9 protein-coding genes and 1 pseudogene are annotated in these 14,230 nt (G+C 62.4%); 1 reads left to right on the top strand and 9 read right to left on the bottom strand.

What is annotated here, in order from left to right; genetic code table 11:
* Position 1: 1 nt before the first annotated feature.
* From V1273_RS08565 to V1273_RS08550, 4 genes are all read right to left on the bottom strand, one after another.
* The gene (locus V1273_RS08565; protein WP_334367352.1) at positions 2 to 1,285 is read right to left on the bottom strand and encodes an acetyl-CoA C-acetyltransferase; all 1,284 of its coding nucleotides are present in this window, start codon (positions 1,283 to 1,285) and stop codon (positions 2 to 4) included.
* Positions 1,285 to 3,552, bottom strand: coding sequence for an acyl-CoA dehydrogenase (locus tag V1273_RS08560; RefSeq protein WP_334409255.1), 2,268 nt, complete (start codon positions 3,550 to 3,552; stop codon positions 1,285 to 1,287). Before V1273_RS08560 ends, V1273_RS08565 begins: the two co-directional genes overlap by 1 nt.
* A 252-nt stretch (positions 3,553 to 3,804) precedes the next feature.
* Positions 3,805 to 4,071 (bottom strand): hypothetical protein, encoded by a 267-nt coding sequence (locus V1273_RS08555; RefSeq protein ID WP_334409254.1) that lies wholly within the window; start codon positions 4,069 to 4,071, stop codon positions 3,805 to 3,807.
* Positions 4,072 to 4,267: 196 nt separating this feature from the next.
* Positions 4,268 to 5,509 carry an SMP-30/gluconolactonase/LRE family protein gene (locus tag V1273_RS08550; protein ID WP_334409252.1) on the bottom strand — a complete coding sequence of 414 codons (1,242 nt, stop codon included), beginning with the start codon at positions 5,507 to 5,509 and terminating at the stop codon, positions 4,268 to 4,270.
* 370 nt (positions 5,510 to 5,879) lie between these two features.
* On the opposite strand from V1273_RS08550, the gene V1273_RS08545 reads away from it, so the two are divergent.
* A complete protein-coding gene (locus V1273_RS08545) occupies positions 5,880 to 7,088 on the top strand; it encodes a serine hydrolase domain-containing protein (RefSeq protein WP_334412184.1) in 1,209 nt (402 codons plus the stop codon).
* Positions 7,089 to 7,114: 26 nt separating this feature from the next.
* Here the strand turns inward: V1273_RS08545 and V1273_RS08540 are convergent.
* The 5 genes and pseudogenes from V1273_RS08540 to V1273_RS08520 all read right to left on the bottom strand — a co-directional run bounded on the left by V1273_RS08540 (position 7,115) and on the right by V1273_RS08520 (position 14,009).
* Positions 7,115 to 7,568: pseudogene (locus tag V1273_RS08540) on the bottom strand (L,D-transpeptidase).
* Positions 7,569 to 8,216: 648 nt separating this feature from the next.
* Positions 8,217 to 8,849, bottom strand: coding sequence for a flavin reductase family protein (locus V1273_RS08535; RefSeq protein ID WP_334367347.1), 633 nt, complete (start codon positions 8,847 to 8,849; stop codon positions 8,217 to 8,219).
* A 181-nt stretch (positions 8,850 to 9,030) separates the two neighbouring features.
* Positions 9,031 to 9,639: a TetR/AcrR family transcriptional regulator gene (locus V1273_RS08530; RefSeq protein ID WP_334367346.1), complete on the bottom strand. Its 609-nt coding sequence runs from the start codon at positions 9,637 to 9,639 to the stop codon at positions 9,031 to 9,033.
* A 19-nt stretch (positions 9,640 to 9,658) separates the two neighbouring features.
* The gene (locus tag V1273_RS08525) at positions 9,659 to 12,811 is read right to left on the bottom strand and encodes an efflux RND transporter permease subunit (protein WP_334367345.1); all 3,153 of its coding nucleotides are present in this window, start codon (positions 12,809 to 12,811) and stop codon (positions 9,659 to 9,661) included.
* 91 nt (positions 12,812 to 12,902) lie between these two features.
* Positions 12,903 to 14,009, bottom strand: coding sequence for an efflux RND transporter periplasmic adaptor subunit (locus tag V1273_RS08520; protein ID WP_334409250.1), 1,107 nt, complete (start codon positions 14,007 to 14,009; stop codon positions 12,903 to 12,905).
* Between the last annotated feature and the right edge of the window lie 221 nt (positions 14,010 to 14,230).

Here is a 14,230-nt window from a genome sequence, read left to right as displayed (position 1 = left end):
CTCACACCGTCTCTATCAACATCGCGCCGCCCTGCCCGCCGCCGATACATTCGGTGGCGATGCCGCGCCTGGTGCCCAATCGCTTCATGGCGTTGACCAAATGCAGCACGATGCGATTGCCGCTGCAGCCTACGGGATGGCCGAGGCTGATCGCGCCGCCATCGACGTTCAACTTCGTCTGATCGAGCTCGCCCGCCGCGCCGTCGAGGCCGAGAATCTCCTTGCAGAATTTTTCGTCGTTCCAGGCGGCGAGGCAGCCCAGCACCTGCGTCGCAAACGCCTCGTTCAATTCCCAGCTCTCGATATCCGAAAGCGTCAGCTTGTTGCGCTTGAGAAGCTCCGTCGCCGACAGCACCGGCCCCAGGCCCATGATGCCGGGATCGAGCGCCGACCACTGGCTGTCGAGGATGACCGCCTTCGGCGTCAGGCCGTGCTTGGCAACGGCCTCTTCGGAAGCCAGGATCACCCAGGACGCGCCATCGGTGATCTGCGAGGAATTGCCGGCAGTGACCTTACCCCAGGGACGCTCGAACACCGGCTTCAGCTTTGCCAAGCTCTCCGGTGTCGAGTCCGGCCGCACGCCATCGTCGTGATCGTAGAACTTTCCGTCGCGCGCGAATGCGGTCTCTACTTCATCTTTGAGCCAGCCCTGCGATTGCGCCTTTGCGAGTCGCTTGTGACTTTCGGCAGCATAGGCATCCGATTGCGCGCGGGTGATGCCGAAGAGATGGCCGACCACTTCGGCGGTCTGACCCATATTGAGTTCGGTGATGGGGTCGGTCAGGCCGCGCTCAAGCCCGATGATCGGCTTGAAATAGCCGGGCTTCACTTTCAGCGCAGCCATGGCTTTCGCGCCGATACCTTTTGCCCCTGCAAGCCCTGCGAACCAGCGCACGCCCTGTTGCGGCCAGACCAGCGGGGCATGGCTCAGCGCTTCGGCGCCGCCTGCCAGGATCAGGTCGGAGACGCCCTCGCGGATGTAACGATAACCGGTGTCGATCGATTGCATGCCGGAGCCGCAATTGATTTGCACGGTGAAGGCGACCATCTTCTCGCCCATGCCGAGCCGGAGCGCGGCGACACGGGCCGGATTCATCTCGTCGGCGATGACGTTGACGCAGCCGAGAATGACCTGATCAAAGGCGGTCGGTGCGAATGGCTGCCGCGCCAGAAGCGGCCGGCCGCATTGCACGGCGAGATCGACCGGCGTGAAGGGCCCGGGGCCGGAGCGCGCTTTCAAGAACGGCGTCCGGCTGCCGTCGACGATAAAGACCGGTCGCGCCATCAGCTTGCCGCCCTCTGTTCACCCAGTTCCTGGAAGAACTGATGCACGTCGGCCCCCTTGCTGTAAATCGGCGACAACGCCTCGGGCGCGAAATCGTCGACTTCGATCACCTTGGCAACGGCTTCATGTGCCGCCTGCAGCTTCTCGCCCTGGGCCTGAGTGATGACACCCTTTTTCACCGCCTCTCTCCAGTCATGCAGCCGCGCGGCGCGCATCTGCTTTGCGACGTCGTCCGCAGCCGCCACCAGCCGGAACGCCTTCTCCAGTCGGGCGATGCCGCCATCATCATCGACGGATGACAGATCGGAGGTGAGCCGGTCGCGCGCAGCCGATGGCTCCAGCACGAGCTGCGCGCATTGATGCACGATGCGGTCGGAGGGGCCGAGCACGCGCGCACCGAACGGCTGGATCAGGAATTTCAGGATCACCGCCACGAACCGGTTAGGCAGGTTGGCGAGGATTTCGGCAAAGCGGTTCTCGATGGTCTTGAAGCCGCTCGCCATGCACCATTCGAGCGCGGCGAAATCTTCCTTCTGCCGTCCCTCGTCTTGCCAGCGTTTCAGCGCGGCGGACAGCAGATAGAGTTCGGACAGAATGTCGCCGAATCGGGCCGAGAGCATTTCCTTGCGTTTGAGCGCGCCGCCAAGCGTCAACAGCGCCATGTCGGCGCACAGCGCGAATGCCGACGAGTAGCGCGAGAGCTGGCGATAGAATCGCGTTGCCTCGCCGGCATCGGGCGCCGGCGCGAACAGGCCGAAGGTCCAGCTTCGGCCCCAGGCACGGAACATGGTCCTGAAGCTGTGGCCGACATGACTCCAGAATGCCTTGTCGAAGGCGTCCAAGCCCTTGGCACGATCGGCTTCACCAAGCGCATTCATTTCGTCGAGCAGGAATGGATGAGCGCGGATCGCACCTTGCCCGAACACGATGAGATTTCGCGTGAGGATATTGGCGCCTTCAACGGTAATGCCGACCGGCACCGCGCGATAGAGGCTGCCCATGTAGTTCTGCGGTCCGTCGATCACGGCCTTACCGCCATGGATATCCATGGCGTCGTCGATCACGATCCGCATCCGCTCGGTGGCGTGCAGCTTCATGATGCCCGAGATGACGGCGGGATGGTGTCCCTGGTTGAGCGCTGCGCAGGTCAGCCGCCGCGCGGCATCGAGCAGATAGGCGGTGCCGGCGATGCGCGCGAGCGGCTCCTCGATGCCTTCGAACTTGCCGATGGAGATGCCGAACTGCTCGCGGATACGGGCATAGGCGCCCGTGGTGCGCGCCGCATACGCCGCCCCCGCGGCCGACAGCGACGGCAGCGAGATGCCGCGGCCAGCAGCCAATGCCGTCATCAGCATCTTCCAGCCCTGGCCCAGCCGCTCCTGCCCCCCGATGATGTAGTCCATCGGAATGAACACGTCGCGACCCCAGTTCGGACCGTTCTGGAACATCTGCATCGCCGGCAGATGGCGGCGGCCGATCTCGACGCCGGGCAGATGGGTCGGGATCAGGGCTACGGTAATACCGAGTTCTTCCTGCTGGCCCACGAGATGATCGGGATCATAGGCCTTGAAAGCGAGACCGAGCAGTGTCGAGACCGGCCCCAGCGTGATGTAGCGCTTGTGCCAGTTCAGCCGCAGGCCGATGACTTCCCGGCCCTCGAAACTGCCCTTGCAGATAATGCCGGTGTCGACCATCGAGGCCGCGTCCGAGCCGGCTTCAGGGCTGGTCAGGCCGAAGCAAGGAATGTCGGCGCCTTCGGCGAGCCGCGGCAGCCACCTGTCCTGCTGCTCCTTGGTACCGAAGCGCATCAACAACTCGCCCGGGCCGAGCGAATTCGGCACCATCACGGTGACGGCTGCGGTCAGCGAGCGCGACGAAAGCTTTCGCACAACTTCCGAATGCGCATAAGGCGAGAAGCCGAGCCCGCCAAACTCCTTCGGAATGATCATGCCGAAGAACTTGTGCCGCTTGATGAAGGACCATACCTCCGGCGGAAGATCACGCCATTCCCAATTGATCTTCCACTCGTCGAGCATGGCGCAAAGCTCGTCGACGGGACCGTTAAGAAAGGCCTTTTCTTCTTCAGTCAGCGTCGCCGGCGCGACAGCCAGCAATTTCGACCAGTCCGGATTGCCGGTGAAGAGATCGGCGTCCCACCAGACGTCGCCCGCCTCCAGCGCCTCGCGCTCGGTATCGGACATCGCGGGCATCGCGCCGCGCGCGAAAGCGAAGATCGGTTTGCTAATGAAATCGCGGCGGAAGCTCATGGCGACCTCCTCATGATCGGGGCGCGACGTCTCGCCTCACCTATACCAAACATGGGTTCATCCTAGCTGAAAAGCACGGGTTTCGGAGACGCTTCGCATCGGCAAATGACGCGAAACTGAACTTGGAGATAACGGCGCAGACCCGGGCCCGTTCCAAAATGCCTGCATTATCCGGCGTTTAGAGACCGACAACGTTGCCGGATGGATGCCGCTCGGGAGCGCCCACCGGTCTCAACCGCGGGCACGCCGGTGTCATGAATCACGCTTGTTGCGGCGTCGCTCATTGGGGACGAACACGGCAAATACTTCCTTGACGCGAACGGCAGGCGTGACATCGCGGGTAAAGCGAAGCTCCGTGGTCGCTTGGGTTTCTGCCACGCGAGGCGCGTAAAGCGCGCTCCCGTATAGCGATCCGTCGAAGCGCAAATTGCTTTCGTCGTCGGCGAGGTAAGCGTTCGAAACAAACAGCAATACGAGCAGTGTCGATCCTACGACGGTAAAATATTTGAATATGGGCATTGGTGGACGAGCCTCCCTTCGTGCGAAGAAGGGTGGTCCGTTCGCAATAAACGCTCCGTTTAAGCGTGCCCAACTTTTGCCGGAGCGGTTGGTTGGCGGTTGCCAATTTGCAGCAAATTTTAATGAATCGCCCTCTCGTCATTCCGGGGCTCGCGAAGCGAGAGCCCGGAATGAGATCGTGAGCAAGGCTAGCCGGTCAACCCGGTCCGGCACCCTGCGTTGCCGTGTACACGGCGTAGAGCGACTGGCTCGCGGCCATGAACAGGCGGTTGCGCTTGGGGCCGCCGAAGCAGATGTTGCCGCACACTTCGGGCAAACGGATGCGGCCGATCAGCTTGCCCTCGGGGGACCATACCGTCACGCCGCTGTAGCCGACGGCGCGGCCGGCATTGCTGGAGCACCAGACATTACCGTTGACGTCGCAGCGCACGCCGTCCGGTCCGCACTTCACGCCGTCGACCATGAAATCGCTGAACCGCTTGTGGTTGGTCAGCTTGTTGTCGGTGCCGACGTCGAACACGAACATGTCGCCCTTGCCGCCCGGACCGGTGTCGCCCGGCCCCTTGCCGGTAGAGGCGACATACAGTTTTTTGTAGTCAGGCGAGAAGCAGAGGCCATTGGGATCGGGCACCTGTTCCTCGGTCACGACGAGGTCAACACGACCAGACGGATCGATGCGATAGCAGTTGGTCGGCAGTTCGCGCTTGCCCGGCACGAAGCCTGCCGGCTGACCGATCCGCGGATTGAGCTTGCCGGCAGGATTGCTCGGCCCGCCCGCGACGTCAGGCTCCCCCTCATAGAGCATGCCGCCATAGGGCGGATCGGTGAACCAGTAGCTGCCGTCCGGATGCGCGACGACATCGTTCGGCGAGTTCAGCTTCTTGCCGTTATAGGAGTCAGCCAGCACGGTTGCGGTGCCGTCATGCTCATAGCGCACGACGCGCCGGGTGAGATGCTCGCAGGAAAGCTGTCGTCCCTGGAAATCAAACGAGTTGCCGTTACTGTTGTTGGATGGCGTGCGGAAGACGCTGACATGACCGTCATCCTCTGACCATCGCATCTGCCTGTTATTGGGAATGTCGCTCCACAGGAGATAGCGCCCCTGCGCGCTCCAGGCGGGGCCTTCGGCCCACAACAGACCGGTGTAGAGGCGCTTGATCGCCGTATTGGGCTGGGCGAGATTGTTGAAGGATGGATCGACGGCGATGATGTCGGGGTCCCAGAAATAGGTGGTGGGGGCACCGCGTGGACTGAAATCGCGCGGCGGGCTGGTGACTGTTGACGGAGGCGCCACAGGACCGGTCTGGGCCAATGCGCTGCCGGCCCCCGCGACGGTAGCACCGGCGCATACCGCCAAACCCTGGACAAGCGTTCGTCGTGAAATCGTCACTTCTGGATCGCGCTGCTGTTCTGGATCGCGCCGCTCCTGGCGTGTCATCGCATCCTCCCAATCTGTTCGCCGGCCGTTGATCCGGCCTGGCAACCTGAGGTTAACCAAGTCCGCACCTGGTTACGAGAGCTTCGATTCAGCTCTCTGCTCAAGCTTGCAGCCGAAAATGGCATCACCTCGTCCAACGCATGTCCGTCGGAAGGCTCTGCCATCATCGCGCTTGGGGCAATTGCCCACGTGGCGACAAGGTGCGCGACATGCTAGTCATTCGACAGTTGGTCGAATTCTCCGGCAAATCAGTCGGCCCGCGGGGCAAATCAAAATGAAGATGCCGACTCGACAGATATTGCATTGCACCGCTGGATCTCGCGGCAAACGACTTTTTGCTGCGGCCTTGTCACTGGCAATCTGGACGGACATGGCAGCAGCCAACCAAGCGGCCCCCGCGCCATCGCCGAGCAAGCTCGAACGTATCACTGAATTTTTCAACAACGAAGTTGCAACGGGGCGGTTGCCGGGCGCCGTCGTATTGATTCAGCAACACGGCAGACCGGTCTATCTGAAATGTTTCGGCGTTCAGGATGTCGAGACCAAGGCTCCGATGACATCAGATACGATCTTTGCGCTTCATTCGATGACGAAGCCAATCACCAGCGTCGCGGCGATGATGTTGATCGACGCAGGCAAGCTCTCGCCCGCCGATCCCGCCTCCAAATTCATTCCGGCGTTTGCTGACGCGAAGGTACTTGTCGGTTCCGACACCATTGACGGCAAGAACGTCTTGACGCTTGTCCCGGCAGATCGGCCGGTGACCATCATGGATCTGCTGCGCCATACGTCGGGCATCACGTACGATTACATCGGCGGCAAGCTGATCATGAAGGCCTATTCGGAATCGGGCCTTTTCGATGGGCGTTACACCAACAAGGTGTTTGCCGATCGCATCGCCAGGTTGCCCCTGGCACGACAACCCGGCACGCTTTGGCGTTACGGACATTCAACCGACGTCCTCGGACGCGTCATCGAGATCGTATCCGGGCAGACACTCTATCAGTTTGAAAAGCAGCACATCTTCGATCCGCTCGGCATGACCAGCACGAAATTCGTGCTGGAAAGTGCCGACGAACGCGCGCGGATGGCGGAGCCGCTGCCAAGCGATACCATCCTGAAACTTGCGGAGACTGCACGCCGCGCCCATCCGGAATGGGAATCCGGCGGCGGCGGGCTGGTCTCGACACTGAACGACTATGCCCGTTTTGCCCAGATGATCCTCAACGGCGGGCAACTCGATGGCAAACGCTACCTTAGCCCGGCCGCATTCAAGTCGATGACGTCAGACCATATCGGGCCCGGCTCCGGCGTCGCGCGGGACTATTACTACTTTCCCGGAGATGGCTTTGGCTACGGCTATGGTTTTGCCGTGCGCACCGATCCGGGAAATGCCAAGCCGCCGCCGCCAGGGTCGATCGGCGAACTCAAATGGGATAGCGGCAGCGGCACCTATTTCGGTGTCGACCCGACGCTGGACATGATCTACATCCTGCTGGAGCAGACCCAGAACGAACGTGCACGCATCACACCCGCGTTCAAGAAGCTGGTTTACGACGCGTTTGCCACGGACGAATGATCCGGTGACATTGCGCCTGAGAGAAATCACTTCCGGTTCGCCGCCTGCCGCTCGATGAACGCGACCTCGGTGCCCTTCTTCAGGAGTTTTGCCAACTTGTCGGCGTCCCAATTGGTGAGACGCACGCAGCCGTGAGATTCCGCCTTGCTTATTTTCGACGGGTTTGCCGTGCCGTGAATGCCGTAGCCTTCCGCGGACAGTCCGATCCACTGCGTTCCGACGGGGTTGTTCGGCCCGGGCTTGATCGTGAAGGCGCGCCTGGATCTGACTTCCTTGAACTTATAATCCGGGTTGTAGCGGTAGTACGGGCGGGGCATCGATCGAGATCACCTTGAGCACGCCGCTCGGGGTCGGCTTCTCTTCGCTTCCGACGGTCGCGGGAAAGAAGGCGATCAGGTCGGAATTCGCGAACGCCTTGACGGTCTGGGAGCTCTTGTCGACCTCGACACGGGTTGCAATTGGTTTCGTCTCTTTGGCCATCACATTGATTACCGAGATCGTCTGGTCGGCCTGGTCGAATTTCTTGCCGGGGTTGAGGGCCGCGAGCAGCGCCTCGCTCATGTGAAATTTCTCGGCGATGGCCTCGCGCGGGCTGGTGTAATTGAGCGCCTTCAGCCCTTTCATTTTTTCCATCCTGGCGGGGAGCTTCTTTAGGAACGGCCCCTTCACGTCTGCCGCTGCGACCTTGTAGTCGACGACGATGGCATCCGCGCTGCTCGCGATCAAAGCGCTCCAGACCTCGGGGGTCAGCGGCTGCTTGTTGACGATGAGGCCTTTGGCTTCGGCGAACGCCCGCAAGGCTTTCTGGGCGTTCTCGCCGAGCTCGCCGTCGACCTCGCCCGGCGAGAAATTAGCGCGGTCGAGCAGCACCTGGGCCTTGACGACAATGGGATCGATCTTGCCGTTGGCCGGCGGCTTGCCCCTGAACTCCGCGTTGTTGACCGCCGCCGCATCGAGGCCTGCGAAGGCCGGGTGGACAAGGCAGGCGAGCACGGTCAGCCCGGCAAAAGAGCGGATCATCGGCAATCTCCGAAATACCGACGATAAGCATTTCGGCGCGTCGGAGTTCCGTGCTGCCGTGGGGCGCGCATGCGCACGACTCGTAGGCTGCATCCGGATTACATTCGCTTAATCCGGCCGGATCATCTCGAACATGTTTTCCGGCTTGATCTCGAAATAGTCGCCGCGGCGGCCGGCGCGGACGATCGGATGGGCGAGGCCGGTCTGGTAAACGCCGTCCTTGATGAAGGCCTTGTCGATGTGGACGGCGACGACTTCGCCGAGCGTCAGCCAGGCCTGTGCCTTTTCGCCGTCCTTGCCCTGCAATTGGATGATCTGCGTCAGCTTGCATTCGAAGGCAACGGGGCTTTCCGCTACCCGGGGCACGTTGACGAGCTTGCAGGACGCGGCCGTAAGGCCTGCGAGCTTGAACTCGTCGACATCAGCGGCAACGTGGGCCGCCGTCGCGTTCATCTGCTTCGCCAGATCCATTGTGGCGAGATTCCAGACGAACTCGCCGGTCTCCTGGATATTGCCCGCGCTGTCTTTCCAGTTGGTGGAGGAAAAGCCGATAATCGGCGGGTGATAGCAGAAGGCGTTGAAGAAGCTGTAAGGCGCCAGATTGACGTTGCCCTTGCCATCGCGCGAGGAAATCCACCCGATCGGGCGCGGGGCGATGATGGCGTTGAAGGGGTCGTGCTTGAGGCCGTGCCCGTTCTTCGGCTCGTAGTAGTGCAGGTCTTTTGGGCTCTTGGCGTCCATTCCGGCTCGTCCTTCTTCGTCATTACCTGCGACAAACGCGAAGCGTTTGCGCTAGGGAGCGCTTGCGACGAAGCAATCCATGTCACGGCACGCGGCGCGATGGATTGCTTCCGCCTTTGCTAAAGCTACGGCGGACAAGTCGCTTCGCTCGCAATGACGGTGGAGTCAAGTGGCGGAGAGCTCAATTCGCCTTGGCACGTGGCGACAGCCCCGCAATCACGAAATCGATCATTTCGTCGATCGTCGGGCCGGGCTTGGTGGCGCATTGCGCGATCATCTGCGGGTGGAAGAACCGCATCATCGCGGTGCAGGCGCAAAGCGAGGCGAGCTGCAAATCGGCAACCTCGAACTCGCCGGAGGCGGCGCCCTGCCCGATCACCTGGCCGATGGTCCGGGCAATCATCTCCATGTGAGCGACGCAGACGCCCCAGTCCTCCTGCATCGCGATCTCGACCATCTCATGCAGCTTGGAATCGCCGACATAGCGCTCGGTGTTCATGCGATTGATGGTCTTCATCATGTCGCGCAGACGGACTGCCGCGGGTCCGGGCATCGACGCGATCCGTTGCGCCTCGACCTCGACCTCGCCCATCAGGGTCCGCGCCACGCCCTCGTGAATCGCCTTCTTCGAATCGAAGAAGCGATAGACGTTGGCGGGGCTCATCCGCAATTCCTTGGCGATGTCGGCGACCGTCGTCTTCTGATAGCCGATCTGCCTGAACAGACGCTCCGCCACCACGAGGATCTTCTCGCGGGTGTCAGTCTCGATGTGTTCCGAAATCAGCGTCATGTCAGCTCTCAATGTTCAATTATTCTGCGGCGTCGGCAAGCGGAATTGCGTGCGGACCCTTGGGGTGCTCCTTGGCCTGATGTTGCGCTGCAAGATCGGGCTGCTCGGCCTGACCGCTTTCTTCCAGGCTCTTCCTGAACCACAGGGCGTAAAGGCCCGGCAGGTACAGCAAGGTCAGGAAGGTTGCAACAAACAAGCCGCCCATGATGGTGATCGCCATCGGCCCCCAGAAGGCGGAGCGGGACAGCGGGATCATGGCCAGGATCGCCGCCAGCGCCGTCAGGATCACCGGGCGAGCCCGCCGGACGGTGGCCTCGACGATGGCTTCCTTCCGCGTCAGGCCTTGGGAAACGTCGGCCTCGATCTGATCGACCAGAATCACCGCGTTGCGCATGATCATGCCGGCCAGCGCGATCAGTCCGAGCAGCGCCACGAAGCCGAACGGCTGGTTGGCAATATTGAGGCCGAGCGAGGCGCCGACGATGCCGAGCGGCGCGGTCAGGAACACCAGGATCAGACGCGAGAAGCTCTGCAACTGGATCATCAGCAGAGTAAGCATCACCAGCGCCATCAGCGGAAACAGCAGGGCTATCGAGGCGTTGCCCTTTTCGGATTCCTCGAACGCGCCGCCCGGCTCGATCCGGTAGGCCGGCTCGAGATGATCGCGGATTTCCTTCAGCTTCGGCCAGATCTGGTTGGTGACGTCGGGCGCCTGCACGCCGTCGACGACGTCGGTCCGCACCGTGATCGCCATATCGCGGTTGCGCCGCCACATGATCGGCTCCTCATGGGAATATTCGATCCTGGCAATCTGCTGCAGCGGCACGGCGACGCCGTTGCGCGAGGTCACGGTGAGATCGCCGACGCGGCCGAGGTCGAGCCGCTCGGACGGCACCGCGCGCGCGACCACGCCGACCTTCTCGATGCCGTCGCGAATGGTGGTGACCGGCGCGCCCGAGATCAGCATCGCAAGCGCCTGCGAGACGTCCTGCGGGGTGAGGCCGAGCGCCCTGGCCCGGTCCTGATCGACCACGAGCTTCAGGTAAGGCGACTGCTCGTTCCAGTCGAGCTGCGGCTCCGTGACATTGGGATTTTGCTTCATGACATCGCGGACCTTGTAGGCGATGTCGCGCACGGTGTTGGGGTCGGGGCCGATCACGCGGAACTGGACCGGGAAACCGACCGGCGGGCCGAAATTGAAGCGATCGATGCGCACGCGCGCTTCGGACAGGTCGCCCTCGGCGACCGCCTTCTCCAGCCGCGCCTTGATCCGCTCGCGGGCCTCGACGTCCTTGGAGACGATCACGATCTCCGCAAAGGCCTCGTTGGGCAGTTGCGGATTGAGGCCGAGCCAGAAGCGCGGCGAACCCTGACCGACATAGGCGGTGTAGGTCGCGATATCCTTGTCGTCCTTCAAGAGCGCTTCGGCCTTCTTGACGGACTTCTCCGTGACGTTGAAGGCGGTGCCTTCCGGCAGGCGCAGTTGCAGGAACAGCTCGGGCCGCTCCGACAGCGGGAAGAACTGCTGCTGCACGTTGCCAAAGCCCACGATCGACAGCGCGAACACGCCGACCGTCGCTGCCACCACCTTGATACGGTGGTCGACGCACCACTGCACCACGGCGCGCAGGCCCCGATACATCCGCGTCTCGTAGATCGCGTGCGGATCGTGGTTGTGGTGCACGGCGATGTTAGGCAGCAGCTTGACACCGAGATAAGGCGTGAAGATCACCGCCACGAACCAGGACGCGACCAGCGAGATCGCCACGATCCAGAAGATGCCGCCGGCATATTCGCCGACCGCCGAATTGGCAAAGCCGATGGGGAGGAAGCCAGCGGCCGTGACCAGCGTCCCCGTGAGCATCGGAAACGCAGTTGATTCCCAGGCAAAGGACGCCGCGCGGACGCGGTCCCATCCCTGTTCCATTTTTACCACCATCATCTCCACCGCGATGATGGCGTCGTCGACCAACAGGCCGAGCGCGATGATCAGCGCGCCGAGCGTGATGCGGTGCAGGTCGATCGACATCGCGTTCATGACGATGAACACGATCGCGAGCACCAGCGGCACCGACATGGCGACCACGATACCCGTGCGCCAGCCGAGCGCGACGAACGACACGAACAGCACGATCGCCAGCGCCTCGATGAAGGAATGAACGAACTCGCCGACGGCGCGCTCGACCACCTTTGGCTGGTCGGCGATCTGCTCGACCTCGATGCCCTGCGGCACCGCCTTCATGAAACCGTTAGTCGCCTTCTCGACCTCCTTGCCGAGCTCGAGGATGTTGGCGCCCTTGGTGGTGACGACGCCGATGCCGATCGCGGGCTTGCCTTCCTGACGGGCGACGAAGGTCGGAGGGTCGACGAAGCCGTGGGTGACGGTCGCTATATCGCCGAGCCGGAACACGCGGCCGTTGCTTTCGACCGGGGTTTCCGCGACTGCCTTGGCGCCATCGAGTGCGCCGGTGACGCGCAGCGGCACGCGCTGCGAGGAAGTTTCCACCGTGCCGGCGGGCGTGACGTTGTTCTGCTTGGCGAGCGAATCGAATAGCGCCTGCGGCGTGATGCCGAGCGTTGCGAGCTTGGCGTGGGAGAATTCGACGAAAATGCGCTCGTCCTGGGTGCCGTAGAGATTGACCTTGGTGACGCCGGAAACCTTCAACAGGCGCTGACGCATGCCTTCAGCGGCCTTCTTCAATTGCGCGTAGTCGGCGCCGTCGCCGGTCATCATGTAGAGAATGGAATCGACGTCGGAAAATTCGTCGTTGACGTTCGGCCCGAGCAGACCCGCGGGCAACTGGCCCTGCACGTCGGCGAGCTTCTTGCGCAACAGATAGAACAGATAGGGCACGTCCTTCGGCGGCGTCGAATCCTTGAAGGTCACCTGCAGCGCCGTGAACGACGGCTTGGAATAGGTCTGCACCTTCTCGAAGAACGGCAATTCCTGCAGCTTCTTTTCGATGGGGTCGGCCACCTGGGTCTGCATTTCCTGCGCGGTTGCGCCCGGCCAGATCGCGGAAACGTTCACCACCTTCACGGTGAAGAACGGGTCCTCGGCGCGGCCGAGCCGCTGGTAGGAGAAGAAGCCGGCGACGCCGAGCACGATCATCAGGAACAGGATCAGGGTCGGATGGCTCACCGCCCAGCCCGAAAGATTGAAGCGCTTCATGTCACTCTCCAACTTCGAAATACGTTTGCACTTCCACCGTCATTGCGAGCGTTCGCTCCTCGCAATGACGGCGCGGGGTTAATTGACGGGGCTAGAACGACAGCGACGAGACCACCCGGACCTTCTGGGCCGGATCGAGCTTCTGCACGCCGAGCGCAACCACCTTGGCGCCTTCGTTGACGCCGCCTGAAATCACGACGGCATTGCTCTCGTAGGATTTCACGACGACCGGCTTCAGTGCGATCGCGCCGGAATCGTCGACGATATAGAGCGAGGGATTGCTGCCCTGGCTGAACAGCGCCGACAGCGGCAGTTTTGCCACGCGCTCGCTGGCCCCATCGGCCAGCGTCAGGGTGGCGGTCATGCCAAGCGAGACTTTGTCGTCGGCATCCGGCAGCGAGAATTTGGCCAGATAGGTCCGCGTAGCGGGGTCTGCGGAAGGCGCGATCTCGCGCAGCTTCGCGGCATATTTCTTTTCCGAATCCGACCATAGCGTCACGGTGGCGGTGCCGGACTTGGCGCGGCCGACCAGCGTCTCGGGAATCGCGACCACGGCCTCCTTCTCGGCAAAGCGGGCGACGCGGACCGCGGTCTGGCCGGCGGCGACGACCTGGCCGGCGTCGATCAAGGTCGCGGTGACCACGCCGCGGGTATCGGCGACCAGCGTTGCATAGGACAGCGAGTTCTTGGTGAGTTCGACCTGCCGCTCGGCGCGATTAAGGCGCGCCCGCGCTTCATCGGCGGCGGCGCGGCTCTGATCCATCTGGGCGTCGGTGGTCCAGCCCTTGGCACGCAGATCCTTGGCGCGCTGCTCGGCGGCGCCAGCCTGTGCCAGCACGCCAGTAGCGGCGCGGAATTCGGCCTCGGCCTGTTCGGCCTGCAGCTTCAGATCGACCTCATCGAGGGTGGCGAGTGGCTGGCCGACATCCACGGTCTGGCCGACCTCGACCAGACGCCGGGCGACCTTGCCGGGGACGCGGAAGCCCATGTCGGTCTCGATCCGGGGACGGATGGTGCCAACGAAACTGCGTTCCGGCGTCTCGGCCGCATAGTGCACGGTGGCAACCAGAACCGGGCGCCCGGGAGCGGCCGCCTCAGTCGCTTTTTCATTGCAACCAGCCAGCACGAACACCGCAAGCGCCAAAAAAGCTCCTGTCAAGAGCCTGTAATAGCTAGAGAAAATGGACCGGGCGAACATCGAACTCTCCATCGCGGAAACCGATGACGAGTATCGAATGGCGACTGACGAATGTCAATATTCGTCATAGATCATGAATCCGTGAAGACGGATGAGGTTAAGAGGTAATTGCTTCCTCCGGACCAGCCAGCTCCTTAGCCCGGCACAGCGGAACTCAGAAGTCCTCGCGCCGAACGCCGAACTGGAACACTCCTCCACCGGCCATGGCCTCGCCCGTCACC

This window comes from Bradyrhizobium sp. AZCC 1721 (assembly GCF_036924715.1).
Classification (GTDB): Bacteria; Pseudomonadota; Alphaproteobacteria; order Rhizobiales; family Xanthobacteraceae; genus Bradyrhizobium.
Note: the sequence above shows the minus strand (reverse complement) of the source record. Positions and strands in the feature narration are given on the sequence as shown.